The sequence below is a fragment of the Tomitella biformata AHU 1821 genome (genome assembly GCF_000524475.1).
Lineage (GTDB): Bacteria > Actinomycetota > Actinomycetes > Mycobacteriales > Mycobacteriaceae > Tomitella > Tomitella biformata.
This window is the reverse complement of record NZ_BAVQ01000023.1, coordinates 94,799-120,010: the sequence shown is the minus strand read 5'-3', so window position 1 is coordinate 120,010 and position 25,212 is coordinate 94,799. Positions and strand designations below refer to the sequence as shown.

Genomic DNA, 25,212 nt, shown 5'->3' with positions numbered 1-25,212 from the left:
ACAAGTAGATGGCACAGGACAGGCCGGCCCCGCCGATTCCCGAGCCGGTGGGGGAGCTGATCGACGCCCACACGCATCTCGACGCGTGCGGGGCGCACGATCAGGCGAGCGTCAAAGAGATCCTCGACCGCGCGGGGCAGGCCGGCGTCACCCGGGTGGTGACCATCGCCGACGACCTCGCCGCCGCCCAGTTCGCGGTGCGCGCCGCGAACTGGGACGAGCGGGTGTACGCGGCCGTCGCACTGCACCCGACGCGGGCCAACGCCCTCGACGACGCAGCCAAGCTGGAGCTCGAGCGGCTGGTACAGGACCCGCGCGTGGTGGCCGTGGGGGAGACCGGGCTGGACTGGTACTGGCCCGGAAAGCTTGAGGGCTGCGCGACGCGCGAGGAGCAGCTGGACGGCTTCGCCTGGCACATCGACCTGGCCAAGCGCGTTGGCAAACCGCTGATGATCCACAACCGCGAGGCCGACCAGGTCCTCCTGGATGTGCTCAAGGCGGAAGGTGCGCCGGAGACGGTGATCTTCCACTGCTTCTCCTCGGGGCCATTGGTCGCGCGTCAATGCGTCGACGCCGGCTATGCGCTCAGCTTTTCCGGGACCGTCAGCTTTAAGAACGCGAAGGCCCTCCACGAATCCGCGCGGCTGGTTCCGGACGCCCAACTGCTGGTGGAGACCGACGCGCCGTTCTTGACCCCGCACCCGTACCGCGGAGCCCCCAACGAGCCCTACTGCGTGCCCTACACCGTGCGTGCCCTGGCGGCGCTGCGCGAGCAGGATCCGGCCGTCGTGGCCCGAAATGCCTGCGAAAATGCTGAACGCGTGTACCGAATTGGGTCAAAGGGCGTGTCGTAAGGCAGGTCACATTTCGGTGATCTAACCAGGTCAGTTCGGTGCAGTAGGTCGACACTCCTGGCTATGCGGTCCAAATGATTGCGGAGTTGAGACCTCTTCGTTACCGTTACGTGATCGTAATAGTCGGGATGGGGAAGTCCCGGGCACATCGGGCCGCGACAGTGGCACGCACAAGTTCTTTTTGCGGTGTCCACCCCTGCTCGAAACCAGCAAACTCAGGACTCGTATGTCAGTCTTCACCCGCATCAACAGCGCGCGCACCCTGTTGCTCCGCTCCGTGCTCAGCGCCCTGCTCATCACCCTCGTGGCAGGCGCGGCCGTCGTCGTCGGATTCCAAAAGAGCATCACGCTTGACGTGGACGGCGAACAGGTGCAACTCACCACCATGCGCTCGAATGTGGGCAGCGTCCTGGACTCGGCCGGCTACTCCGTGGGCGAGCGCGACGCCGTCGCCCCCTCGGCTGACGCCTCGATCGGCGACGACGGGACCATCACCCTGCGCCGGGCCAAGCAGGTCACGATCACCATCGACGGCCAGCCGGAGACGGTGTGGACCACCGCCAGCACGGTCGACGAGGCGCTCTCGCAGTTCTCCGAGGCCACCGGCAGCGCGAAGGTCTCCGCAGACCGCTCGCACCGCCTGCCCCTGGACGGCATGGCACTCGACGTGACCACTCCGAAGACGCTGACGCTGACCGACGGCGCGCAGACCGCCGAGACCACCAGCACCGAGGCCACCGTCGGAGAGGCCCTCAAGGCCCTCGGCGCGCCCCTGGAGCAGGCGGACACCGTCGAGCCCGCCGCCGACACCCCCGTCACCGCCGGCCTGACCGTGAAGGTGGACCGCATCCGCGCGAGCGAAGAGGTCATCACCGAGCCGTTCGAGCCGGCCGCCGTTGAGACCCCGGATGACACTCTGGCCAAGGGCAAGACCGTCGTGGAGACCCCCGCGGTCCCCGGCGAGCACACCGCCACCTACAAGGTGACCACCGTGAACGGCGTCGAGACCGGCCGCGAGAAGGTCAGCGCCGTCGTGCTCGATCCGGGCGTCCCCGCCAAGCTCCGCGTGGGCACCATGGAGGCCGCAGCGGTGCCGAACGGCAGCGTCTGGGACTCCATCGCGCAGTGCGAGTCCACCGGCAACTGGGCCATCAACACCGGCAACGGCTACCACGGCGGCCTGCAGTTCTCCCCCAGCACCTGGAGTGCCTACGGCGGCGGCAAGTACGCGGCCACCGCGAACCAGGCCACCCGCGAGCAGCAGATCGAGATTGCCGAGAAGGTCCAGGCCGCGCAGGGTTGGGGGGCTTGGCCCACCTGCACCAGCAAGCTTGGCCTCCGCTAAGTTCACTGGATGCCTTCAGAGCCTGAAACTTCACGCGCCGCGATGCTTGGACCCGCAGAGGTCCGAGCACTCGCGGCGCTGTTGGATGTGCGGCCCACCAAGACCCTTGGACAGAACTTCGTGCACGACGCGAACACCGTCCGCCGCATTGTCGCCACCTCTGGCGTCACGGCGGAGGACGTCGTGCTCGAGGTCGGCCCGGGACTGGGCTCGCTGACGCTCGGCCTGCTCGACGTCGCCGGGGCGGTCATTGCTGTCGAGATCGATCCCAAGCTCGCGCGCCAGTTGCCGACCACCGTTGCCGAGCGCGCGCCGTCCGTGGCAGCGAACCTCACCGTCATCGAGGCTGACGCGCTACAGATCAAGGCCCGAGACCTGCCGGCGGCGCCCACCGCGCTGGTGGCGAACCTGCCGTACAACGTGGCCGTGCCCGTCCTCATCCAGATGTTTTGCGAGCTGCCGAGCCTGCGCACCGCCCTGGTGATGGTCCAGGCCGAGGTCGCGGACCGCCTCGCTGCCCCGCCCGGGAACCGCACCTACGGAGTGCCGAGCGTGAAGGGCGCCTACTTCGGCAAGGTGAGCCGCGCCGGCTCCGTGGGACCCAACGTGTTCTGGCCGGTGCCGAAGGTCGAGTCGGGACTGGTGCGCATCGACCGCTACGACGAACTCCCGTGGGACACGAACGCGCTGGGCATCGAGGGGCACCGCAAGTCGGTCTTCGCCGTTGTCGACGCGGCCTTCTCGCAGCGCCGCAAGACCCTGCGCGCGGCGCTGGCCGGCTGGGCCGGGAGCCCGGTGGAGGCCGAGCGTCGACTGCGCGCGGCGGGCATCGATCCGTCGGCGCGCGGCGAGCGGATCAACGTTGAGGACTTTGTGAGATTGGCCGAGGTCAGCGGCGCTGAGGTCATGGTTGATCCAGCTCTCGACTAGGATCGACCCTTGTGCTCAGTGTTGTTCATGAACCCGTCGTTGTGCAGGTTCCCGCCAAGGTCAATCTTCATCTTGGAGTGGGGGACCTGCGAGCCGACGGCTATCACGAGCTGAACACCGTCTTCCAGTCCCTGTCGCTATACGACGAGATCTCCGTCGTCCCCGCGCCCGAGCTGTCTGTGCGGGTCACCGGGGAGGGCGCGCGGTTTGTCCCCACAGACTCGCGCAACCTCGCGTGGCGCGCCGCGGAGCTGCTGGCCGAGCATGTGGGGCGACGGGCCAAGGTCCGCATCATCGTGGACAAGGGGATTCCCGTGGCGGGCGGTATGGCCGGGGGCAGCGCCGACGCGGCCGCGACCCTGCTGGCACTGGACCACATGTGGAAGACCGACGTCCCGCGCGAGGAGCTCTCACAACTCGCCGCAGAGCTCGGCAGCGACGTCCCGTTCATGCTGCTCGGCGGCACCGCATTGGGCGCGGGCCGCGGCGAGAAGCTCACGACCGTGCTTTCGCGTAACAAGTACCATTGGGTGCTGGCCCTTGCCAAGGGCGGACTGCGCACCCCCGACGTGTTCGGCGAGCTCGACCGCCTGCGCGCCGCCGGCGAGCGGCCGCGCGTCGGCTCCCCGGAGCCGCTGCTCTCCGCGCTGGCGACCGGCGACGTCCGGAAGCTGGCCGACGCGCTGGGCAATGACCTGCAGCCCGCGGCGCTCTCCCTCAAGCCGGAGTTGCGACGCACCCTCAACGCGGGGGAGCGGGCCGGCGCCCTGAAGGGCATCGTCTCCGGCTCCGGGCCCACCTGCGCATTCCTGTGCGGCGACGCGGACACCGCGCTCGCCGTCAGCCTCGAACTCGCGGGCGCCGGCGTGTGCCGCACCGTCCGCGTGGCCTCTGGGCCGGCGGGCGGCGCACATGTGCTGGCTGCCCGCGACAACAACCATGAAGATGAACCGGAGGATCTAGCCTGATGGCAAACCCCGTGCTGGTCAATCTCGAGTCGGTCAACAAGACCTTCGGGATCAAGCCGCTGCTCGATGACGTCTCACTCGGAATTCATGAGGGTGAGCGCATCGGCGTGGTCGGGCTGAACGGCGGTGGCAAGACCACACTGCTGGAGGTCCTCACGGGGCTCGAGCCGCCTGACTCCGGTCGTGTGAGCACGGTCGGCGGGATGCGGTCTGCCGTCGTCACCCAGCGCGGGGTGCTGCCCCCCGGCTCCACCGTCGGCGAGGTTGTCTTCGGCCCCCTCGGGCTGGCCGAGCATGAGTGGGCCTCGAACCGCCGGATCCGCGACGTCCTCGCGGGCATCGGCTTCGGCGCGGCCTTCGGCGACAACTCTGACGATGGCACCGGCTCCACCGAGTCCACCCGCCAGCTGCACACCCGTGTCGACGAGCTCTCCGGCGGCGAGCGGCGACGCGTCGCTCTGGCCGCGGCCCTGGTCCAGGACCTCGACCTGCTGGTCCTCGATGAGCCCACCAACCACCTCGACGTCGAGGGCGTGCAGTGGCTGGCCGAGCACCTCCGCTCGCGCCGCTCGGCCCTGGTCGTCGTCACACACGATCGCTGGTTCCTCGACACCGTCGCGCAGACCACCTGGGAGGTCGTCGGCGGCAAGGTCGAGGCCTACGAGGGCGGCTACAACGACTGGGTCTTCGCCCGCGCCGAGCGCACCCGGCAGTCCGACGCCTCCGAGGAGCGTCGCCGCAACCTGGCCCGCAAGGAACTCGCCTGGCTGCGCCGCGGGGCCCCCGCCCGCACCTCGAAGCCCAAGTACCGAGTCGAGGCCGCCGAGGCGCTGATCGCCAACGTGCCTGCCCCGCGTGACTCGATCGCACTGAGCGCCTTCGCCAAGAAGCGCCTAGGCAAGGTCGTCATCGAGCTCGAGAACGCCACGCTCAACGCGCCCACTGGCGCCGACGGCGAGGTGGGCCGCGTGCTGGTCTCCGACCTCACCTGGCGGCTGGCTCCCGGCGAGCGCCTCGGCCTCGTCGGCGTCAACGGTTCCGGCAAGACGACTCTGCTGCGGGCACTCGGCGGCGAGTGGCCGCTGAGCGCTGGCACGCGGAAAGTCGGTCAGACCGTCTCCCTCGGCTGGCTCAAGCAGGAGCTCGACGACCTGCCCGCCGACATGCGTGTCCTCGACGCCGTCGAGGATGTGGCCCGCGTGGTCCAGCTCGGCGACCGCGAGCTCTCTGCCTCCCAGCTGGCCGAGCGCCTCGGCTTTAGCCCGGCGCGGCAGCGGACCCCGGTCGGCGACCTCTCCGGTGGCGAGCGCCGACGGCTGCAGCTCACGCGAGTGTTGATGTCCGAGCCGAACGTGCTGCTCCTCGACGAGCCCACAAACGACCTCGACATCGACACCCTTCAGCAGCTCGAGGACCTCCTCGACAACTGGGCCGGCACCCTCGTCGTGATCAGTCACGACCGGTACCTGATCGAGCGCATCTGCGACACCACGTGGGCGCTGTTCGGCGACGGCAAGCTGACGAACCTGCCGCGCGGCATCGACCAGTACCTGGAGCGCCGTGCCGAGCTCATGGCCGGGGCGCAGCCCGCGTCCAATGCCAAGGGATCTAAGGGCAAGGGCACCGGCTCCGATCGTGCGCTGCAGAAGGAGATGTCGCGGCTGGAGAAGACCGTGGTCAAGCTCGACGACCGCGAGCGCAGCCTCCACGCGCAGCTGCTTGATGCCGCCACGGACCCCTCCTCACTGCAGAAGCTCAACGCCGAGCTGCTGCAGGTGGTAGCCGATAAAGAGGTGGCCGAGGAACGGTGGATGGAGCTGCTCGGCGACCAGGAGTAAGTACCGCGGGTTCTAGTGGATAGGAGTGGTGTTGAGTTCTTTCATCGATAGCCAGGTCAAGGGTGGGGTCGGCGAGATCGTCCTCAATCGTCCCAAGGCGCTGAACGCGTTGGACAACACAATGATTCGAGACCTGTACTCGACGCTGGTGGATTGGCAGTCCGACGACTCTGTGCAGACCGTGCTGGTCCGCAGCGCCTCTCCGAAGGCGTTCTGCGCGGGGGGCGACATCCGTGCCGTCCGAGAGGCTGTGCTCGCCGGCGACAACGACGCGGTCTACCGCTACTTCTCCGACGAGTACCGGCTGGACCAGCTCGTGGCTGACTACCCCAAGCCATATGTGTCCCTGATCGACGGCGTGAACATGGGGGGCGGCCTCGGCATCTCCGTACACGGCAGTCACCGCGTGGTCACCGAGAACGCGATGTTCGCGATGCCCGAGACCGCGATCGGCTTCATCCCCGATGTCGGCGCCAGCCACTTTCTGCCCAAGCTCGACGGGGTGGGGATGTACCTGGCGCTGACCGGCGCGCGGCTCACCGCCGGCGATGTGCTGGAGTTGGGGCTTGCGACGCATTTTGTCCCGGCGGCCGAGTTGGACTCGTTCGCGGATCGGATCGTCTCCGACGGGCTGGACTCCGCGCTGGCCCCGCTGGGGGCGGGGCCCGAGTCCTCGTTGGCCCTGGATCGCGCCGCGATCGATGAGGCCTTCGCCGGGTACGACGTCGCCGACATGGTTGCGCGGCTCGAGGTGGGCTCGGAGCCCTGGCGGGTCGCCGCCCGCGAGGCTCTCGCCTCCGTCTCCCCGTGGTCGCTGGCCGTCACGGCGGAGCTGCTCAAGCGGGGCGTCGGCTCTGATCTGGACGAATGCCTGGGCCGCGAGCTGCGGGCCGCGGTGAAGATGACGCGCTGCCCGGACTTCGCAGAGGGCGTGCGTGCGATGCTGGTCGACAAGGATCGCAATGCCTCGTGGTCGCCCGCGCGGCTGGCCGAAGTGTCGGCGGACGCGGTGCAGGACGTCTTCGACACACCGACCTAGGGCTCCGCGCTGGGGCCTCCCCCAGCCAGGCAGTTACGCGCATTTATGCAGATATTCGTTCGTTGAAATCTGCGTGGATGCGCGTAACTTCTCGGTGGGGCGTCGGCTACCTTGGGCACCCAGCCTCGCGGAGCTTTCTGCGGACGCGGTCGATGATCAATTGCCTCTCGCCGCGGAGCATTCGGGCGCTCACGAGGACGACGCGCCATCCCAACTCCTCGATTTCCTCGTACCGGCTGATGTCGTTGGTGCGGGTCCGCTCGTCCAGCCAGTGATCGATGCCGTCATATTCGATCACCACGCGCCACCGCTCCCACCCCATGTCGCAGGTTGCGATGCGGTAGTTCCACTCGTTACGAACCTCGACCTGCGTATTCAGCGGGGGCAGCCCGGCCCGGCTGAGGAGCAACTCGGCGCCGGCATCGACGAGGGCGAGTGCCCGGCGAGCACTCCGTCGTCTCCTACCCAAAGCGCTGCGGCCTCGGCGCGCAGCAATGGGGACAGCCCGACCCCGCGCTCGATATAGATGTCCGGACATATTCGGTAGCGCTGTGTGAGCTGATGCCTGGTCAGCTGGCCGCACTGCATGGCGATGGACCCCCGGAACGGTCTAGCGAATTTCCCCATGCGCCTAGCGGCCCGTCAGGCTGGGTGGGAGTGGTTGGCGCGGCTTCCCCGTCGTGCGGCAGTATCCACTCATGGCTGTCTACAAGCTCGGTGAGCTGATCCCGGAGATTCATCCAACCGCGTTCGTGCATCCAGATGCCGTGGTGATCGGCGCGGTGACCATCGGCGCTGGCGCGTCCATCTGGCCGACGACGGTCTTACGGGCGGACTTCGGGCGCATCGAGATCGGTGCGCGGACCTCCATCCAGGACGGCACCGTGGTGCACACGTCGCCGGATTGGCCGACGATTATTGGCGCAGACTGCGTCGTTGGGCACAATGCGCATCTGGAAGGCGCTGTGGTGGAGGACTTTTGCCTCATTGGATCGATGTCGACATGCCTGCAGCGGGTAGTGATCGGCACGCGGAGTCTGGTAGGGGCAGGAGCGCTGGTGACCGAGGGGACGGTGGCTCCCGCGGGATCGAGGCTGCTCGGCATGCCGGCGAAGGTGACGCCGCATCCCGACCCGGAGGGCTTCGCGGAGCGACTCGGCATCGGGGTCCGAAACTATGTGAACAACTCGGCGAACTATGCGGCGTCGATGGAGCGCATTAGCTAGGTCCGCTATTGCTATGCGGCCTTTGGGCCTGCTCCACGCTGGCACTGAGCGCCGCCAACAAGTCCGCCACCTCCTCATCGGCGCCGGCCGCGGCGGGCACGGCGATGGACTCGTGCCCTGCGATCTTCGCCTCGACCATCTCGGTGAGCGCGGCCCGGTAGGTGTCGTGATACTTGGCGGGGTCGAAGACGTCGTCGGACATGCCCTCGATCAGCGTCGCGGCCATGGTCATCTCCTGCGGCCGGATCTGGGGATGGTCCTCGCCGAGGAAGGGGAAGTCGGCGGCGCGGACCTCGTCGGGCCAGAGCATGGTGCTGATCATCAGCACGTCGGAGTACACGCGCAGCACCGCGAGCGATTCCCGTTGGCGTAGCGCGATTTTGGCGATAGCGACGCGGCCTGATTTCTGGAGGGCGTCGCGTAGCAGCAGGTACGGTTTGATCCCGGCCTTCTGCGGCTCCACGTAGTAGGTCTTGTCGAAGTAGATCGGGTCGATGGCCTCCAGGGGGACGAATTCGAGGACCTCGGCGGTCTTGGCCGCGGGTGCTGGCACCGCTGCGAGATCCCGGTCGGTGAGGACCACTAGCTGCCCGTCGTCGGTCTCATAGCCCTTCGCGATCTCCGGGTATGGCACCTCCTCGCCATCGACCTCGCACACGCGCTTGTACTTGATCTGGCCGCCATCGCGTTCATGAACCTGGTGGAAAGCGATGTTCTTGCTCTCGGTGGCTGAGTACAGGCGCACCGGGATGCTCACCAGCCCGAATGAGACCTGTCCATTCCATGTGGATCGCATCGTCATCACCCGTCAGTTTGGTTGCCACGCAATGTTGGCGGCAAGAGGTCCGCTGGCGATTTGTCGCGGCGCAGGCCCCGCCAGCTGGGGTGGCGCAATCTGCCGGAGTCGGTGACACCGGAGTGGCGGACCTCCCCGACCAGCACGGGATCGATCCACACGGCCGGCCCGGGGCAGTCTTGGAAGGGGCAGGATGTCCGACGCAGCGGCAGCATTATTCTCGTCAGCTCGGTGAGCGCACTATCGGTGAATCCCGCGCCGACCTTCCCCAGATACCGCAGTCCACCGGTCTCGGGGACGCCCATCAGGAGCGCGCCGAAGTACGGCTCGCGCGAACCCAGCCCGGTGGTCCAGCCGCCGATCACGACCTCGTCAGCCAGCCAGTGCTTCTGCTTGACCCAGTCTCCGGATCGGCGGCCCGGCAGGTAGGGGGAGTCTCGCCGTTTGGCGACGACGCCCTCGAGGCCCTGCTCTTGGCTAGCCCGCAGCGCGTCGGCGGCGCTGCCGGGCAACAGATCCGGCACGTGTGCGCCAGTGAGGAGGGGACGGATTGCCTCGAGCACACGGCGACGATCACGATACGGTTTATTGATCAGCGAGCGGCCATCGAGATACAGGACGTCGAACAGGTTCAATTGCGCGGGATGTGTCTGTAGCAGCGAAAAATCCGGGGCCCCATGGGAGTTGAGAGCGACGAGCTCCCCGTCGAGAACTGCTTGATGCCCCTTCAGCTCTAGCTCGGGGAGCATGGCGGTGAGGTCTTGGCCGTTGCGGCTGTGGATCACCGCGTGGCCGTCGGCGATCTCGGCGATGGCCCGGTATCCGTCCCACTTGCCCTCGAACGCCCAATGCTCCTGGTCGAGTGTCTCGATAGGCCCGGTGGTGGCGAGCATCGGCCGCAGCGCGGTGGGCATCGCGTCCTCGGCGCGCATGAGGTGGATCAGCCAGTTTTTGTCCTGGGCGGCGTCGGTTCGGATCAGCGCATAGCGGCCGGTGGCGCGCTGCCCGTGCAGGTCCACGATGACCTCGCCGTCGCGCCACTTGAGGGTGTCGTAGGTGCCCTTGTCCCAGATCTCAACGTGCCCGCCGCCGTACTGGCCTTTAGGGATATCGCCCTCGAATGCGCCATATTCCAGCGGGTGGTCCTCGACATGCACGGCCAGATGGTTGGTCTGCGTGTCCGCAGGGAGGTTCTTCGGCAGCGCCCACGAGACGAGGACACCATCGCGTTCAAGCCTGAAGTCCCAGTGCAGCTTGCGGGCGTGGTGTTCTTGGATCACGAAGCTGTTGCCCGGCCCGTTCTTTGGGGCGGTAGAGGAGGGCTCAGGGGTATTGTCGCGTTTGGCCGTGTACTCCGTGAGGCGGTCGAGTGGCGCGAGGAGATCACCGTCCTTGCGGAACCGCTGCAACGCCTCGGCATAGGTCAGCTGCCGAAGACTGCTGTCCGCCAACTCGTCCCAACTGCGGGGCGCGGCGACAGTCGGATCCTGGCGTCCGCGGAGCGAATACGGGGCGACGGTGGTCTTCGCGCCGTTGTTCTGGCTCCAATCCACGAGGACCTTGCCGACGCGCTCAGCCTTGGCCATCGTGGCGGTGACGCGGTCCGGAATTTTCTTGGCGAGCAGGTCGGCGACCCGTCGCGCGACGGCCGACGTTGCGGGAGGCGTGACGGGCTGGGGGAGCGGGACGTAGAGGTGGATACCCTTGCTCCCCGAGGTCACCGGGAATGCTGTGAGACTTGCAGAGTGGAGCACCTCGCGGACCGCGAATGCGACTTCCGTGCACTCCGCCAGCCCCGTGCCCTCACCCGGGTCCAGGTCGAAGATGAGCCGAGTTGCCGGTCCTGGGTGCTCGCCGCGATAGACCCATTGCGGCACATGTAGTTCCAGCGCTGCCTGCTGGGCAAGCCACATCAGGCCGCCCGCGTCATCGATCAGGGGATAGGTGGCGGTGTGGTCCCGGTGCCGAAGGGTGCGGCGAGCCAGCCATTCCGGCGCGGAGGTCGGCAGGTTCTTCTCGAAGAAGGAGGGGCGCTCGACGCCGTCCGGCCACCGCTTGCGGGTGACCGGACGGCCTCGGATGTGGGGGAGCAGAGCAGGGGCGATCGCGGTGTAGTACTCGATCACATCCGATTTGGTGGTTTCCGCGGAGGGATAGAGCACCTTATCCGGATGGGTGATCGAGACCTGGCGACCGCCGATCGTGGCCATACCCCACCGCTACCTGGCGATGCCGAACTTGCGCAGCCCGCGTGCGGCGCCGGCCCGCATGGCGCCGAAGGCGAAGCGAGCCTTGGGCTTCGAGTACGGGAACCAGGTCAGCTCCTTGGCGGCGGTCGGGATGCGGGGGGTGGTGATCGCCTGCGAGCGGGTGTACTTCAGGACGGCGGCCGCCCCGCCCATGCGTGCGCCGATGCCTGACTCCTTCCAGCCGCCCATCGGTAGTGCGAAGGACATCATGTTGGAAAAAGCGTCGTTGATATTCACCGCGCCGGCGTCGAGCTGCCGCGCGATTCGCTCCCCGCGGGCGTTGTCCCCGGTCCACACCGTGGCGGACAGGCCGTATTCGGAGTCGTTCGCCAGGCGGATCGCCTCGGCCTCGTCGGCGACCTTCACAACGGGAATGGTCGGGCCGAAGGTCTCCTCCTTGATGCACGACATCGACTGCTCGACATCCACCAACACCGTCGGCTCGAAGAAGTTCCCGTCGCCCCGCGGCTTACCGCCGGTCAGCGCCCGTGCGCCGGCCGCGATGGCGTCGTCCACGTGCTTCTTCACGATCTGGACCTGGTCCGGGGTCGCCAACGCGCCCACATCGAACTTGAAGTCCCGGTCATCCTTCCCCTGGCGGAGCTTGCTGACATTGGCGGCGAGCTTGGCGACGAACTCGTCGTGCACCGACGCCTCCACATACACCCGCTCGACGGAGATGCAGACCTGGCCGGAATTAAACAGCCCGCCCCATGCGATGCCATGCGCCGCGCGGTCGATGTCCGCATCCGCCAACACAATTGCCGGATCCTTGCCACCGAGTTCGAGGCTGCAGGGGACCAGACGCTCGGCCGCAGCCTTCGCGATCGCCTTGCCGGTGCGGGTCGAGCCGGTGAACTGCACGTAGTCGACGTTCTCGACCACCGCTGCGCCCGTCGCGCCCAGGCCCGTTGCCACCGCGAGCACCGGCGGAGCGCCAATCTCCTTCCAGCCCTCGACGAACAGCACTCCGGACAGGGGAGTGACCTCGGACGGCTTGAGCAGCACCGCGCACCCTGCCGCGAGCGCGGGCGGAATATCCATGCCGGGCATCGTGAATGGGAAGTTCCAGGGGGTGATCACGCCGACCACGGGATACGGGCGATGCGCGATGGCCAGCTTCTTCGTCATGCCCAGGGGGCTATGCGGGTGGGGCCGCGAATCGGCGAGGTAGCCGGGAGCGCGCTTAGCGTAATAGCCGACGATGTCGGCGACCATCGGGGTCTCCAGTTCCGCGTCGAAGCGCGGCTTGGACGTCTCCGACTGCAGCACGTCCGCGATGCGCTCGGAATTGTCCAGCATCCAGTCCTGGAACTTCAACAGCCACTCGCCGCGAGCCTTGGCGCCGATGGCCTCCCACTCTGTCTGATAGAGCCGCAACTCGCGCACGGTGGCGGCCACCTCGTCGGCGGTATGGATCGGGACGGTGCCCACCACAAGACCATCGGCGGGGTTTCGCACCTCGATGATGTCAGTGCGGGCGGGTTGGATGGCTGTCATGGCAGATCCTTCGCTAACGAGAATTGACGGTTGCATCCAGTATCGGCTGTGGAGACGCGTATTGAAAGGGTCGACGGTTTGCCTGCATGTTCTCGGCAATAGCGTGGTGAAAGTCAGGCCGGTGTCGTGCCGTTGTGGCGGGAGTGTCCTTGTGTGGCTGGTGGGGCATAAGTGCAGGTAGAGGTTGCGAAAAGGCTATCTATCGGTCATCGGAGCGAGTAGAGTTGAACTATGGAACTCCCGGGGAGAGCAATCAGCCAGCAGGTGTCGGACCTGCTGGCTGATCCCCCGGTCCTGGCGGGCGAGGAGCCTCTGTGGCAGCAGAATGATCGTCAACTTGTGGAGAACTCCGAGGAAATTCTGAGTTTGAGCCGCGGCGTTCAGGTGGCCCTGTGGCGACAGCTCGACGCGATGGCGCACAGGGAGGGCAGTCGCCGCGCCATCGACATCACCGCTGAATGGCTGATTCAGAGATCTGGGCTGCTGGCAGGCGATGCCCTCGCCGCCGTCAAGCTCGCGATCCGGATGTGCGCCAACCCCACAATCCTGGCCGCCTACGCCAATGCGGGGATCGGTGAGCGGGAGGCGAAGTACATCGTCAACTACATCGCGCACCCGCCGAGGGATATGTACAAGAAGAGGGCTGAGGACGCGGACTCTAAGGGTCCGGACGCTGACGCCCCGAACGCTGAAGACTCGGACGCGGAGGAAACACTGGTGCCGATGGACGAGGCGGAGCGGGCCGAGGTCCGCGGGGTGGTGCGGAACTTCCTGCTCCTCGCCGCCGGCACTCGGAACATGGACACGCTGCGCTCCGCGGGCAAGGAACTGCGGAATGTGCTCTCGAGGGAGACGGACCCGGGCCTGGACCTCGACCGCAACACTTTGGAGATCATCAAATTCGATGACGGCCGTATCGACCTGAAGGGCAACCTCGACACGGAGACCGGTGAGAACCTCTTCGCAGCGCTGTCGCCGTTCATGTTGCCTCGGCCCGAATTAGACGGCTCACCCGACAAGCGCAGTCTCGACCAGCAACGCGCCGAAGCGCTCAGCGAACTATTGCGCAGGAACCAGCCGGCGGCCGAGGGACAGGTCGAGAAGGGCCTGGCCCCGCGGATCAACGTGAACATCCCCATCGAGTTGCTGTTCGGACACATTCCCACCCACGCGGAGCGATGCCAGATGATTCGCGAGGGCCGCATCGAAGAACTCCTCGAGCACACCTCCCGCGGTTGGATGCAGTGGATGGGCTCAATCTCGCTGGCCGCGGCCCAACGCCTGGCATGCGACTGCGAGTTGCTGATGATCGGCGCGGACGAGAACGGGGCCCCGCTGTGCGTGGACACATCGAAGCGGTTCGCCAACGAGAAGCACCGTATCGCGCTGGCCGACAGGGACCGCGGCTGCGCCTTCCCGAGATGCAATCGGCCCATCTCCTGGACCCAGGCGCACCACATGATCCCGTGGGAGTTGCTGCAAGAGACCCAGATCGATGGACTCTGCAACCTCTGCACTTACCATCACGTGGCGGTGCACCATCACGGCTGGACCGTCATGTTGGGCAAGAAGCGATTCCCCATCTTCCGGCCACCGGCAAAGATCGACCCGTTACGTCGATGGCTGAACTCCGACGGATCCTATGTCGAGGATCCGCCTGGCCCCGACGGCCACGGCCCACCCGTTGAACGGTGCGAAGAAGCCGCTTGACCAGCACCACAGTGCGATACCCCGACAGGATAGGCCTGTCGGGGTAGGCGCACGCGGACTTCAACTAGTCGCTTGCAGCCACCAACGGTTCGAGCGTCAGCTTCGGGAATTCTTTCTCGATGTACTGCAGCCGCCACTTATCGCTGAACAGGGCCAGGATTGCGCCGTCGGTGCGGGTGAACACCTCGACGCCGCGCTGGCGGTTGAGCTCGTCGGTGGACTCGGCGTCGGTCGCACGGGCGACGGAGTAGCCGAGGTTGTCCAACGTCGTCTCCACATTGAACTCGCCCTGCATGCGAGCGGTGATCACCTCGAACTGCATGGGGCCAACGGCCGCGAGCACGGGAGAAGCGTCGCCGCGGATATCGTTGCGCAGCACCTGCACCACGCCCTCGCTGTCGAGCTGGTCGATGGCGCGGCGGAACTGCTTGTACTTGCCGGCGGAGCGGGCGCGCAGGATCGCGAAGTGCTCGGGGGCGAACGACGGGATGGGCGGGAACTCCACCTTCTTCTCCGAGAACAAGGTGTGGCCGGGAGCCAGGGCGTTCGCGTTGACGAGGCCGACGATATCGCCGGGGTACGCGTCCTCGACCGTCGTGCGGTCGCGGCCGAACACGGTCAGCGCGTACTTGGTGGCGAAGGGCTTCCCGGTCTGGGCGTGGGTGACGACCATGCCGCGCTCGAAGGTGCCGGAGACGATGCGCATGAAGGCGAGGCGGTCACGGTGGGCCGTGTCCATGCCGGCCTGCACCTTGAACACGACGGCGCTGAACGGGTCGAGGACTTCGCGCGGGGTGCCGGAGATGGCGTCGCGGGCATGCGGGGCGGGTGCAAGCTCCAGCAGCGCGTCGAGGATTTGGTGCACGCCGAAGTTCAGCATCGCGGAGGAGAAGATGACGGGGGAGGTCTGCCCGGCCAGGTACATCTCTTGGTCGTGGTCCGCGCCGGTCTCATGGAGCAGCTCGGACTCCTCGACGGCGACCGTCCACGCCTCGCCCTCACGGGCCTCGGCCGCCTCGGCGTCCAGGAATTCCTCGGGGGCCATGGTGGCGCCGCCGGCGGTGCGGGTGAAGCGGATGAAGGAGTTGTCGTCGCGCTTGAGCAGGCCGCGGAAGTCGCCAGCGATGCCGACGGGCCAGTACAGCGGCGTCGGGATCAGGCCGATGCGTTCCTCGATCTCGTCCAGGAGCTCCAGCGGGGAGCGGCCCGGCCGGTCCCACTTGTTGATCACGGTGATGACGGGGATCCCGCGGTGGCGGCACACCTGGAACAGCTTCAAGGTCTGCGGCTCGAGGCCCTTGCCGGCGTCGATGAGCATCACGGCGGCGTCGACGGCCGTGAGCACGCGGTAGGTGTCCTCGGAGAAGTCGGAGTGGCCTGGGGTGTCGACGAGGTTGACGACGTGGTCCTGGTAGTTGAACTGCAACGCGGTGGAGCTGACCGAGATGCCGCGGGCCTTCTCCATCTCCATCCAGTCGGAGACTGTGGACTTGCGGCCGGACTTGCCGTGCACCGCGCCGGCCTCGGAGATCATCCGGGCGTGCAGCGCCAGGGCCTCGGTGAGCGTCGACTTACCAGCATCGGGGTGGGAGATGACGGCGAAGGTGCGACGGCGCGCGACCTCGGCGGCTAGCGTCGATTTTCTCGACGTCGAGTGCTCCCCCGTTGACGAGCCGTCGGCGCTGCTAGAAAGCTCGGTGGTCACCGGGGGTTCCTTCCGGGGTTGTGGACAATCGAATTACCAGGTTACCTGCAGGGCGCTTAGCTGCCGTGCAGGCGGTTCTGCGCTGGCTCGAGGCCGAGCTCGAGCAGCAGCTCGACGGCGTCGGCCGCCTGCTCGCACACCAGGTCCAGCTCTTTGCGCTCGACAGTTGAGAATGCCTTGAGGACGTACGACGCGGCATCCATCCGGCCGGGTGGCCGCCCGATGCCCACCCGAACCCGCTGATAGTCCTTGGTGCCAACGGACGCGGTCAGTGATCGGAGCCCGTTGTGCCCGCCCTCGCCGCCGCCCTGCTTGAGGCGGATGTCGCCGAAGTCGAGGTCCAGATCGTCGTGGATGAGCACGATCTGGGTGGGCGGGATGGAGAAGAACTGGGCCGCCGCGGCCACCTGGCGTCCAGAGAGGTTCATGTATTCGCGGGGCTTGGCGATGACCACGGGCTTGCCGAGGAGCCGGCCCTGCAGCAGGTCCGTGCCGCTCTTCTTGTGCAGGCCGAACTTGCCGCCGAGGCGACCGGCGAGGACGTCCGCCACCATGAAGCCGATGTTGTGGCGCGTCTTCTCGTATTGCGAGCCCGGGTTGCCCAGGCCGGCGATAAGGGTGGGGGTGTCGCTCACTGCGGTGATCCTTCTGTGTAAAACGTGGAGTGCTAGGCCGAACACACCGACGGCGCGCCGCCCCGCGATGGGGTGACGCGCCGTCGGAAGGGTGCTTATGCCTCGGTGGCGGCGGCGGCTTCGTCCTCGTCGGCGGGCTCATCGGCCTGCTGGACCTGCTCGGCGATGTTCACCAGCAGGGTGTCGGCCTCTTCCTCCAGGACGGAGCCGGCGGGCAGCTCGACCTCGCCCGCGACGATCTGCGTGCCGGCGGTCAGACCCTCGATGGAGATCTTGATCTCCTCGGGGATGGCCAGCGCGTCGGCCTGCAGGCGGATCGTGGTGACGTCCTGGTAGACGATGGTCTGCGGGGCAGACTCGCCGACGAGCACGACGCGCACCTCGACGACGACCTTCTCGCCGCGCTTGACCGTCAGCAGGTCAACGTGCTCGATGTAGTTGCGGATCGGGTGGACCACAACGGTCTTGACCAGCGCGAGGTGCTCGGCACCCTCGACGTCCAGCGTCAGCACGGCGTTGGTGCCGTGGTTGCGCAGCACGCCGGCGAACTCGCGACTCGGCAGGTTTAGGTGGATGGGGTCGGCGCCGTGGCCGTAGAGCACGGCGGGGACCAGCGCGTCACGACGGGCACGACGAGCAGCGCCCTTGCCGAACTCGGTGCGGGTGGTGGACGGAATGCGCAAGGCGTCAGACATTGTGTGCTCCTGCAAGATAGTGGTTTCGGCTTCTGCGCGGCGAGTGCGCCCACGGGCCGGGCCGGAGAACCGGCAACCACTGGACACGTCGATAACGGTGCACATCGTGTAGACAGCACCCTCGCCGAGACAACGACCCACAGTACCGAAAGGCCGGGAGCGACGGCAAATCGGCCATCTCGGCGAGAAGCTAGCGGAGGGGGAATCTGGTGCCGGTCAGCTTCTCTGACAGCTCCCACAGCCCACGGGCGGTCTCGGCGTCCCGCGCGGCGCGATTGCGCCCGACGACGGTGGGACCGCCCCGCATCTGCTGGAAGCCGTCCGGCCCCACATAGGTGTTGCCGGGCAGATCCGCCACGACCGCATACTCGGTGGGCAGCGCGCCATTCTCTGCCTTCTGGCCAATAAGCTTGTCGCCGATGGGCATCAGGACGTTGCCGAACCAGTTCGATGTGTGGGCGCTCAGGTTCGTGGCGGCATAGCCGGGGTGTGCGGCCAGCGAGCGGACGGGGGAGGAGACGCCGTCGAGCAGGACCTGCAAGTGCGAGGTGAACAGCAGGTTGGCGAGCTTGGCCTGGCCGTAGGAGAGCACCCGGTTGTATCGGCGGCTCTCGTAGTTGAGGTCCGCGAGATTGATCCGGCCCCACGTGTGCGCGAGCGAGCCCACAGTGACGACACGATCCGTGACGTGGGGAAGCAGCAGATTGGTCAGCGCGAAGTGGCCGAGGTGGTTGGTGCCCACCTGCATCTCGAACCCGTCGGCGGTGCGGCCGGGGGGCACCATCATGACGCCGGCGTTGTTGACGAGCACGTCGATGGGGCGATCCCAGCCGGCCGCGAACGCCCGCACGGACGCGAGGCTCGCGAGGTCCAGGGGGCGTACCTCGGTGCTGCCCGTGATGGACTCCGCGGCCGCGCGGCCCTTCTCCTGGTTGCGGACGGCCAGCACCACATGGGCGCCCGCGCCGGCGAGATCACGGGCGGTCGCCAGGCCGAGGCCGCTGTTGGCCCCGGTGATGATCACCGTTCGGCCGTCCATGGATGGCAGGTCGGCGGCGGTCCAGGCTACGGTCACTTGGCGTCGTCCGCCGGCAGGATCTCGAGGATGTTCTGCAGGGGGCGGGCGAGTCGCACGCCGAGGTCGGTGACCACGAGCGGGCGCTCGATCAGGATGGGGTTGGCGACCATCGCGTCCAACAGCTGGTCGTCGGTGGCGTCGGCCAAGTTTAGCTCCGCGAAGACTGTCTCCTTGGCGCGGATCGCCTGGCGCACCTCGAGTCCAGCGTCGGAGATCATCTTCGCGAGCTCGGCGCGCGTGGGCGGGTTCTCCAGGTACTTGACGATGGTGGGCTCAATGCCCTTGTCCCGCAGCAACTGCAGGGTGTTCCGCGAGGTGGAGCAGCGCGGATTGTGGTAGATCGTGGCGTCGATGTGCTCGCTCATGTGGTGCTCCTGTTACGGCGGGATCGGGTGCCGCCAACTGTAGTAGGCGGATGCCATTAGCGAATCACAACCATTGTGGACGTTCGTCTATGCGATTGTGTCCAGCCCGCAATCAGGCCTGCGCCGCGCTGACTCCCGCCCGACGGCCGAAGAAGCTGCCGTCGCCCAGCGAGACGCCGCTGGCATAGCCCCAGGCGCTCAAGCCGGAGGTGCAGCGGCCGGCGGCGAACAGCCCGGGGATGGGGGAGCCGTCCACGTGGATGACTCTCGAGTCGGTGTCGGTGAGCAGCCCGCCGAGGGTGAAGCCGCCCGCCATGCCGCGCAAGTCGATCGCCGCGACGGGCCCGCCGATGGGCTTGACCCACTCGGTCTTCTTGCCCAGCAACGGATCCTGGCCGTTTACGGCGTGTCGGTTGTAGAGGTCCACGGTGGAGGTGAGGGCACCCTCGGCCAGCCCGATCTCGGCCTCGAGCTCCGCGACGCTCTCGCAGACCCAGCGTGGCTGGATCTTGAGCTGCGGGCTCGACGAGGTGCCGGCCATGCCCTCCTCAAACGAGGCCTCGTCGATGATGAGGAAGCACTGCCCCTCGTTCTGCAGCAGCATCAGCTGCCCGACACGGCCCGAGTACGTGTCCTCCGGGACGAAGCGCTGGCCGCGGCCGTTGACGAGGATGCCGCGGTAGAACAGCTGCGGGTCGCAGAAGAACGCGACCTCGGTGGCGTCCATGTGAGCCAGGTCCGCGCCGAGTGCCTGCGCCATGCGGATCGCACGGCCGTCGTGCTCCTCGACCGAGGCGGCGGGCTTGCCGAGCAGGCGCGGGGCGAAGCGACGCATCATGTCGTCGTTGTAGGCGAAGCTGCCGGTGGCCAGGACGACGCCGCGTCGGGCCCGGACCGTGACGTCCGCGCCGTAGCGTTTGGCGACGATGCCCACGACCCGGTCCACCCCGTCGGCGTCCACGTCGATAATGAGGCGCTGCGCGCGCATGTCGTACTCTGCGCGCACGCCCAGCTCCGCGGCCGTGTTCGAGAGCGGCTTCATCAACATGTAACCGCCGCCCTTCTCACCGGTGCGCTTGTCCGACATCTGCGGCACGTGCCCGCGCGGCGCCGGCTTGGCGATCGCGTTGAACGGCGCCGCGTTCTCGCCGCCGGAGTACATCAGGCCGTCGTCGAAGGGCGGCTCGTAGCCGGGCTCGCCCCAGTAGGACATCTTGAACGGCACACCGGCGTCGACGAGCCAGTCATAGTGCGCGACGGAGCCCTGGCAGTACTCGTCGATCTTGGCCTCGTCGACGCCCGGGCCCAGTGCGGCAGTGAGGAATTTGGTCATCTCCTCGACTGAGTCCTCGAACCCGCAAGCCTGCTGCAGCGCGGTGCCGCCACCGAGGTAGATGAACCCGCCGGCCAGTGCCGCCGCGCCGCCCCAGCCGCCAGCCCGCTCGAGCACCAGCACGTCGGTCCCGGCGCGGGCGGCCTCGATCGCGGCGCAGGCGCCGGCGATGCCGAAACCGGCGATGACGACGTCGGCCTCGAAGTCCCAGGTCTCGATGTCGGCGGCGCGGAGCGGGCGGAGCAGATCGGTCATGAGGAGCCTCCAGGATCGCGGTCTAGTTGCAGATAGGTCTACCGACCCCGGTGTGACCGGCGTCCTAGCAGTCCCGGCTAACGGTATGGACCGCGTCGACGCATCGCTCGATATCGGCGGGGGACGTGAAGTAGTGGGGGGATGCGCGCACAACGTCGACTTGTCCGCCGTCGGACATATTGAGCGGGCTCGACGAGCTTGGGCTGACGGTGACGATGACCCCGGCCGCGCGCAACCGGTCCCGGACCGGTGCGGGATCGTGGCGCGCGAGGGTGAACGTGACGATGCCGGCGGGTCTGATCCCCCGATCGCGCAGCCGTAGGCCGGGCACCCGCGCAAGGCCCGCGCGCAATGCCTCGGCATTCGCGCGGATCGCCCGTTCTGCCTCTGCCATGCCGATCTCTAGCAGATAGTCGGCGGCGGCCCCGAGGCCCAAGCGTGCCGCGACGTCGTACTCCCAGAACTCGAAGCGGCGGGCGTCCGGCTGGAGGGTGTAGGAGGCGCCGCTCAGACTCGCCCCGGCTTGGTCGATGGCGCTGGGTGCCAGCCGAGTGAGTAGATCTGCGCGCACGTAGAGAAAACCGGTGCCCCGCGGGGCCCGCAGCCACTTGCGGCCGGTGGCGGTCAGCGCGTCGACGCCCAGGCTCGCGACGTCGATCTCGAGCTGGCCGACGGTCTGGCACGCGTCGAGCAGCACCAGCGCCCCGAACCGGTGGGCGGCGTCGACCACCGCGCGGACCGGGTTCACCAGTCCGCTATTGCTCGGCATGTGCACCAGCGAGATCAGCCGCACCCGCTCGTCGAGCAGCTCTTCGAGGGCGGCCAGGTCCACCTGGCCGCTCGCATCGTTGGGGACGAGCTCCACGTGGAAGCCCGCGCGCTGCGCGTGGTGCAGCATCGCGATGGCGTTGCTGGCGTACTCGGCGTTGGTGACAAGGACTCGGTCGCCGGGGCCGATGCCCTCGGACGTGACGATCGCGTCGAAGGCCGTCGTCCAAGCGCGCGACGCAGAATCGGTCAGCGCGATCTCGCCGGGGGCCGCGCCGATCAGCCGGGCGATGGAGCCCCGCACGGCGCCGAGCTCGACCTCGCGCTCGGCCGCCGCCAGATAGCCGCCGACCTCTGCCTCACGGCGCAGATGCCCGATCATCGCGTCGAGCACCGGGGTCGGGGGGAGGGCGGAGCCGGCGCTGTCCAAAAACGATTTATCGAGGCAGCCGGGGGTGTCCGCGCGCAGTCGAGCCAGCTCTAACACCGTTGTTCCCTCCCGTGGCGGATGCTGCGCACTCTACGCGGATCTGCCGAGTCCCCGCGGTGGCTTGGACCGATGACTAGGGTCGATAGCGACACGGGACGTCGCTTCGAAGGGAAGCAGCAGAATGTCCGCAGAGTTAGTCTCGACTGAGCAGGCACTGGCCTATGTCCGGGCGGCGGTGTGCCGCTATGGCCCGCCGGAGTTGATCGGCGCGGAGCTGGAATGGCCGACGTCGATCGTGGGCGATCGGCCCACCGTCACGCAGTTCGCCGAGGCTCTCGGCCCCCACACCCCGCCCGGACTGCGCCCCACCTCGAGTCAGCCGCTGGGCGCCGGCTCACGGGTCAGCATCGAGCCGGGCGGACAGGTGGAGCTGGCAAGCGATGTCCACCGCAGCGCCCGGGAGCTGTGCGATGCGCTGGCGGCCGACCATGCCGAGCTCGGTCGGCTACTCGCCATGAACGGCATCGAGATGCATGGCGGAGCAATGGATCTGACACGGCCTCCGCGGCGGATACTGGAGCAGCCGCGATACCGGGCAATGGAGGAGCACTTCGCCCGGATCAGCCCCCTCGGGACAGTGATGATGTGCAACACCGCGGCCGTGCAGGTCAGCGTGGACTGCGGCGTGGACGAGGACGAGGCGGCGCAGCGGTGGGCGCTGCTGCACGAAGCGGGTCCGGCGCTGGCCGCGGCATTCGCGGACTCCCCGCAGTTGCCGCACTGTTTTCCCCCGGGCGAGGGGTGGGCATCGCAGCGGCTGCGGACCTGGCTTGAGCTGGATCCGGCGCGGACCTGCTTCGACCGCGAGTGGAGCCCGCGAGACGGCAGCTTCCTAGATGGTTATGCCCGCTGGGTCCTCGCCGCCCCGTTGCTGTGCGTGCGGCGCTCCGGCCCGGACTGGTCCGCGCCAGATCTGAGCTTCCGAGACTGGATCGAGGATTCGGTCGATCAGCTGCCCCGGCCGCGGATCGACGACCTCGACTACCACCTGACCACCATGTTCCCGCCGGTGCGCGCGTGCGGGCACTTTGAGGTGCGCTACCTCGACGCGCAGCCGGGCGGGCTGTGGCGCGTGCCGATCGCCGCCATCGACGCGCTCCTGCGCAGCCCGGCCGTCCTGGAACAGGCGCGCGGACTCGCCGCCGGCACGAGCGGCCGATGGCACGCCGCGGCCAGGCGCGGGCTAGGCGACCGCGGCCTGCGGGAGGCCGCCACAGACCTCCTGGAGTTGGCCGCGCGGCACGCGGGCGACGACGGTTTCGGCGAGGACCTGACCGCCGCGGCGCTACGCTGCAAGCGGGGGCTGCGGCCCTCCGAGGAGGACCAGTGACCGACCTGCGCGCGCGCATCACCGCCGCGCTGACCCGTGCACACGCCCGCACCGACGCGCTGACCGATCACCCCGACACGGAACTGATCGCGCAGCATTCGCCGCTGATGTCCCCACTGGGCTGGGACCTGGCGCACATCGGCAACCAGGAGGACCGCTGGCTGGTCCGAGCCATCGGGAAACTGCCGGGCACGACGGCCGACTCGCGTTCAGTGCCCGAGATCGATGGGCTCTACGACGCCTTCGCGCATCCTCGCGCGTCGCGCCCCGACCTGGCGTTGCTGAGTCCCGCGCAGGCCCGCGACTACGTTGCGAGGGTCCGCGCGCGCAGCTGGCAGGTGCTCGCGGAGTGCGACCTTGGCGCGGCGGACGCGTTGACGCGCAACGGTTTCGGCTTCGGCATGATCGCCCAGCACGAGCAGCAACACGCTGAGACGATGCTGGCGACCCACCAGCTGCGCGCTGGGGCACCGCTGCTGTCCGCCCCGCCCGCGCCGAGCCGGGGACGGCCCTGCGCCGGCGAGATCGCCGTCCCCGCCGGACCGTTCACGATGGGCGCAGCCGAGCTGGGGATCACTGCGGAGCCGTGGGCACTGGACAACGAGAGGCCCGCGCACACGGTGGACTTGGCGGCCTTCGCCATCGACGCGGACCCGGTGATCAACGCGCAGTACGCGGAGTTCATCGACGACGGCGGCTATCGGCGGCCCGAGTTGTGGAGTGCGCGGGGCTGGGGACACCGCGCCGAGGCCGAGTTGACGGCCCCGCAATTCTGGCGGCGCGACGGGGACAGGTGGCTGCGCGAGAGCTTTGGCCGGAGCGCGCCGATCCGGGGGGCGGAGCCGGTGGTGCACGTCTGCTATTTCGAGGCTGAGGCGTTTGCGTCCTGGGCGGGCAAGCGGCTGCCCACCGAGGCAGAGTGGGAGAAGGCCGCCCGCTGGGATCCCGCCGAGGGGCGATCGCGCCGGTTCCCCTGGGGGGACGAGGATCCCACGCCCGAACACGCGAACCTGGGACAGCACCACCTTGGCCCCGCCGCCGTCGGCGCCTACCCGCGGGGGGACTCGGCGCTCGGGGTGCGCGGGCTGATCGGCGATGTCTGGGAATGGACCTCCTCGGGCTTCGACCCGTATCCCGGCTTCGCGGCCTTCCCCTATCGGGAGTACTCCGAGGTGTTCTTCGGCGGTGACTTCAAAGTGCTCCGCGGCGGCTCGTTCGGCACCGACGAGGTGGCCTGCCGCGGCACCTTCCGCAACTGGGACCTGCCGATCCGGCGGCAGATCTTTGCGGGCCTGCGGTGTGCGAGAAGTATCTGATGTGCCGCCACCTGGGATATCTGGGGCCGGCACGGTCAATCGCGTCGGTGCTGACGGCCGGCGAGCACTCGCTGCGGGCACAGTCCTGGGCGCCGCGGCACATGCGCGGCGGCGGCACGATGAACGCGGATGGCTTCGGCGCGTGCTGGTGGGGCGCGAGCGGCGTCAGCAGACATCGTAGCGCACAACCGATCTGGTCCGACACCGCGCTGGGCGAGACAGGGGCAGCGCGGGGAGTGTTGGAGGACGTGTCCGCCGGCGCGGTGCTGGCCGCCGTGCGTTCGGCGACCGTCGGCATGCCGGTGACTGAGGAAGCCTGTGCGCCGTTCACCGACGGGCACTGGGCCTTCAGCCATAACGGGGTGGTGCGCGGGTGGCCGGGTTCGATGGCGCAGCTTGCCGGGGAGCTCGACCTGGCCGACACCGTCGCACTCGACGCTCCGACGGACTCCGCGCTGCTCTGGGCGCTGCTGCGCGGACGGCTGCGCGGCGAGACTCCCGCCGCCGCGGTGCGGGGGCTGGTCGAGGATGTCGAGGCCGTGGCGCCCGGATCGCGGCTGAACCTGTTGCTCGGCGACGGCCAGCGCCTGATCGCGACCGCGTGGGACCACTCGCTGTGGTGGCGTCGGGGCGCCAGTGAAGTGGTCGGCGGTGAAGTGGGGAGCAGCGAGCTGTGGGTTGCCTCGGAACCGCTGGACGAGCGCCCGGACTGGACGGAGGTGCCGGACCGGTGCCTATTAATCGCAGATCTGACCCAGACAACCATCGAGCAGATCGGGGAGTAGCG

At 68.0% G+C, this 25,212-nt stretch carries 22 protein-coding genes; 11 read left to right on the top strand and 11 right to left on the bottom strand.

Annotated features, from left to right (window positions below; translation table 11 throughout):
* Nucleotides 1–8: 8 nt before the first annotated feature.
* The 6 genes from TBIF_RS09345 to TBIF_RS09320 all read left to right on the top strand — a co-directional run bounded on the left by TBIF_RS09345 (nt 9) and on the right by TBIF_RS09320 (nt 6,974).
* Nucleotides 9–854 (top strand): TatD family hydrolase, encoded by an 846-nt coding sequence (locus tag TBIF_RS09345; protein WP_024794552.1) that lies wholly within the window; start codon nt 9–11, stop codon nt 852–854.
* A gap of 226 nt (nt 855–1,080) precedes the next feature.
* Nucleotides 1,081–2,199, top strand: a complete 1,119-nt coding sequence (locus TBIF_RS09340) for a resuscitation-promoting factor (RefSeq protein WP_024794551.1) — start codon at nt 1,081–1,083, stop codon at nt 2,197–2,199.
* A 9-nt stretch (nt 2,200–2,208) separates the two neighbouring features.
* On the top strand, nt 2,209–3,129 hold the full coding sequence (gene rsmA, locus TBIF_RS09335; RefSeq protein WP_024794550.1) for a 16S rRNA (adenine(1518)-N(6)/adenine(1519)-N(6))-dimethyltransferase RsmA: 921 nt from the start codon (nt 2,209–2,211) through the stop codon (nt 3,127–3,129).
* Nucleotides 3,130–3,140: 11 nt separating this feature from the next.
* Nucleotides 3,141–4,097 (top strand): 4-(cytidine 5'-diphospho)-2-C-methyl-D-erythritol kinase, encoded by a 957-nt coding sequence (locus TBIF_RS09330; protein ID WP_024794549.1) that lies wholly within the window; start codon nt 3,141–3,143, stop codon nt 4,095–4,097.
* Nucleotides 4,097–5,935: an ABC-F family ATP-binding cassette domain-containing protein gene (locus TBIF_RS09325; RefSeq protein ID WP_024794548.1), complete on the top strand. Its 1,839-nt coding sequence runs from the start codon at nt 4,097–4,099 to the stop codon at nt 5,933–5,935. The genes TBIF_RS09330 and TBIF_RS09325 overlap by 1 nt, the downstream gene beginning before the upstream one ends.
* Nucleotides 5,936–5,963: 28 nt before the next feature.
* On the top strand, nt 5,964–6,974 hold the full coding sequence (locus TBIF_RS09320) for an enoyl-CoA hydratase/isomerase family protein (protein WP_024794547.1): 1,011 nt from the start codon (nt 5,964–5,966) through the stop codon (nt 6,972–6,974).
* Between the two features lie 106 nt (nt 6,975–7,080).
* Here TBIF_RS09320 and TBIF_RS24905 read toward each other — a convergent pair whose 3' ends face one another.
* Nucleotides 7,081–7,443 (bottom strand): putative endonuclease domain-containing protein, encoded by a 363-nt coding sequence (locus tag TBIF_RS24905; RefSeq protein ID WP_372435133.1) that lies wholly within the window; start codon nt 7,441–7,443, stop codon nt 7,081–7,083.
* Between the two features lie 229 nt (nt 7,444–7,672).
* Between TBIF_RS24905 and TBIF_RS09310 the strand changes: the two genes are divergently transcribed.
* On the top strand, nt 7,673–8,200 hold the full coding sequence (locus TBIF_RS09310; protein ID WP_024794545.1) for a gamma carbonic anhydrase family protein: 528 nt from the start codon (nt 7,673–7,675) through the stop codon (nt 8,198–8,200).
* On the opposite strand, the gene ku is transcribed toward TBIF_RS09310, so the two are convergent.
* Genes ku through TBIF_RS09295 form a run of 3 tightly spaced genes read right to left on the bottom strand, consistent with a single transcriptional unit; the run spans nt 8,193 to nt 12,745 of the window.
* Entirely contained in the window at nt 8,193–8,996 is an 804-nt protein-coding gene (gene ku / locus TBIF_RS09305; RefSeq protein WP_024794544.1) for a non-homologous end joining protein Ku, read from the bottom strand. The genes TBIF_RS09310 and ku overlap by 8 nt on opposite strands.
* 5 nt (nt 8,997–9,001) lie before the next feature.
* Nucleotides 9,002–11,206 (bottom strand): ATP-dependent DNA ligase, encoded by a 2,205-nt coding sequence (locus TBIF_RS09300; RefSeq protein ID WP_024794543.1) that lies wholly within the window; start codon nt 11,204–11,206, stop codon nt 9,002–9,004.
* A gap of 9 nt (nt 11,207–11,215) precedes the next feature.
* Nucleotides 11,216–12,745, bottom strand: coding sequence for an aldehyde dehydrogenase family protein (locus TBIF_RS09295; protein ID WP_024794542.1), 1,530 nt, complete (start codon nt 12,743–12,745; stop codon nt 11,216–11,218).
* Between the two features lie 231 nt (nt 12,746–12,976).
* Between TBIF_RS09295 and TBIF_RS09290 the strand changes: the two genes are divergently transcribed.
* Nucleotides 12,977–14,455, top strand: a complete 1,479-nt coding sequence (locus TBIF_RS09290; protein WP_084611630.1) for an HNH endonuclease signature motif containing protein — start codon at nt 12,977–12,979, stop codon at nt 14,453–14,455.
* Nucleotides 14,456–14,519: 64 nt separating this feature from the next.
* Here the strand turns inward: TBIF_RS09290 and TBIF_RS09285 are convergent, their stop codons facing one another.
* From TBIF_RS09285 to TBIF_RS09255, 7 genes are all read right to left on the bottom strand, one after another.
* On the bottom strand, nt 14,520–16,160 hold the full coding sequence (locus TBIF_RS09285; protein WP_024794540.1) for a peptide chain release factor 3: 1,641 nt from the start codon (nt 16,158–16,160) through the stop codon (nt 14,520–14,522).
* Between the two features lie 56 nt (nt 16,161–16,216).
* On the bottom strand, nt 16,217–16,795 hold the full coding sequence (gene pth, locus TBIF_RS09280; protein WP_024794539.1) for an aminoacyl-tRNA hydrolase: 579 nt from the start codon (nt 16,793–16,795) through the stop codon (nt 16,217–16,219).
* A 95-nt stretch (nt 16,796–16,890) separates the two neighbouring features.
* Complete coding sequence (locus tag TBIF_RS09275; protein ID WP_024794538.1) at nt 16,891–17,490, bottom strand: 50S ribosomal protein L25/general stress protein Ctc; 600 nt, start codon at nt 17,488–17,490, stop codon at nt 16,891–16,893.
* Between the two features lie 190 nt (nt 17,491–17,680).
* Complete coding sequence (locus TBIF_RS09270; protein WP_024794537.1) at nt 17,681–18,565, bottom strand: oxidoreductase; 885 nt, start codon at nt 18,563–18,565, stop codon at nt 17,681–17,683.
* A complete protein-coding gene (gene arsC, locus TBIF_RS09265) occupies nt 18,562–18,933 on the bottom strand; it encodes an arsenate reductase (glutaredoxin) (RefSeq protein WP_038170533.1) in 372 nt (123 codons plus the stop codon). Before arsC ends, TBIF_RS09270 begins: the two co-directional genes overlap by 4 nt.
* A 112-nt stretch (nt 18,934–19,045) precedes the next feature.
* On the bottom strand, nt 19,046–20,521 hold the full coding sequence (locus tag TBIF_RS09260) for an FAD-dependent oxidoreductase (protein WP_024794535.1): 1,476 nt from the start codon (nt 20,519–20,521) through the stop codon (nt 19,046–19,048).
* Nucleotides 20,522–20,585: 64 nt separating this feature from the next.
* A complete protein-coding gene (locus tag TBIF_RS09255) occupies nt 20,586–21,776 on the bottom strand; it encodes an aminotransferase class V-fold PLP-dependent enzyme (RefSeq protein WP_024794534.1) in 1,191 nt (396 codons plus the stop codon).
* 124 nt (nt 21,777–21,900) lie between these two features.
* Here TBIF_RS09255 and egtA point away from each other — a divergent pair, with 124 nt between their 5' ends.
* From egtA to egtC, 3 genes are read left to right on the top strand one after another with little or no spacing between them, the layout of a single operon-like run.
* The gene (gene egtA / locus TBIF_RS26205; RefSeq protein ID WP_024794533.1) at nt 21,901–23,109 is read left to right on the top strand and encodes an ergothioneine biosynthesis glutamate--cysteine ligase EgtA; all 1,209 of its coding nucleotides are present in this window, start codon (nt 21,901–21,903) and stop codon (nt 23,107–23,109) included.
* Nucleotides 23,106–24,425 carry an ergothioneine biosynthesis protein EgtB gene (gene egtB / locus TBIF_RS09245; RefSeq protein ID WP_024794532.1) on the top strand — a complete coding sequence of 440 codons (1,320 nt, stop codon included), beginning with the start codon at nt 23,106–23,108 and terminating at the stop codon, nt 24,423–24,425. The genes egtA and egtB overlap by 4 nt, the downstream gene beginning before the upstream one ends.
* Nucleotides 24,425–25,210, top strand: a complete 786-nt coding sequence (gene egtC, locus TBIF_RS09240; RefSeq protein WP_024794531.1) for an ergothioneine biosynthesis protein EgtC — start codon at nt 24,425–24,427, stop codon at nt 25,208–25,210. The genes egtB and egtC overlap by 1 nt, the downstream gene beginning before the upstream one ends.
* Nucleotides 25,211–25,212 lie beyond the last annotated feature (2 nt).

Coding starts and splice junctions, on each gene's coding strand:
- TBIF_RS09345 (WP_024794552.1), top strand. CDS start 9: ATGGCACAGGACAGGCCGGCCCCGCCGATTCCCGAGCCGGTGGGGGAG.
- TBIF_RS09340 (WP_024794551.1), top strand. CDS start 1,081: ATGTCAGTCTTCACCCGCATCAACAGCGCGCGCACCCTGTTGCTCCGC.
- rsmA (WP_024794550.1), top strand. CDS start 2,209: ATGCCTTCAGAGCCTGAAACTTCACGCGCCGCGATGCTTGGACCCGCA.
- TBIF_RS09325 (WP_024794548.1), top strand. CDS start 4,097: ATGGCAAACCCCGTGCTGGTCAATCTCGAGTCGGTCAACAAGACCTTC.
- TBIF_RS09310 (WP_024794545.1), top strand. CDS start 7,673: ATGGCTGTCTACAAGCTCGGTGAGCTGATCCCGGAGATTCATCCAACC.
- ku (WP_024794544.1), bottom strand. CDS start 8,996: ATGCGATCCACATGGAATGGACAGGTCTCATTCGGGCTGGTGAGCATC.
- TBIF_RS09300 (WP_024794543.1), bottom strand. CDS start 11,206: ATGGCCACGATCGGCGGTCGCCAGGTCTCGATCACCCATCCGGATAAG.
- TBIF_RS09295 (WP_024794542.1), bottom strand. CDS start 12,745: ATGACAGCCATCCAACCCGCCCGCACTGACATCATCGAGGTGCGAAAC.
- TBIF_RS09290 (WP_084611630.1), top strand. CDS start 12,977: ATGGAACTCCCGGGGAGAGCAATCAGCCAGCAGGTGTCGGACCTGCTG.
- TBIF_RS09275 (WP_024794538.1), bottom strand. CDS start 17,490: ATGTCTGACGCCTTGCGCATTCCGTCCACCACCCGCACCGAGTTCGGC.
- arsC (WP_038170533.1), bottom strand. CDS start 18,933: ATGAGCGAGCACATCGACGCCACGATCTACCACAATCCGCGCTGCTCC.
- TBIF_RS09260 (WP_024794535.1), bottom strand. CDS start 20,521: ATGACCGATCTGCTCCGCCCGCTCCGCGCCGCCGACATCGAGACCTGG.
- egtA (WP_024794533.1), top strand. CDS start 21,901: ATGTCCGCAGAGTTAGTCTCGACTGAGCAGGCACTGGCCTATGTCCGG.
- egtC (WP_024794531.1), top strand. CDS start 24,425: ATGTGCCGCCACCTGGGATATCTGGGGCCGGCACGGTCAATCGCGTCG.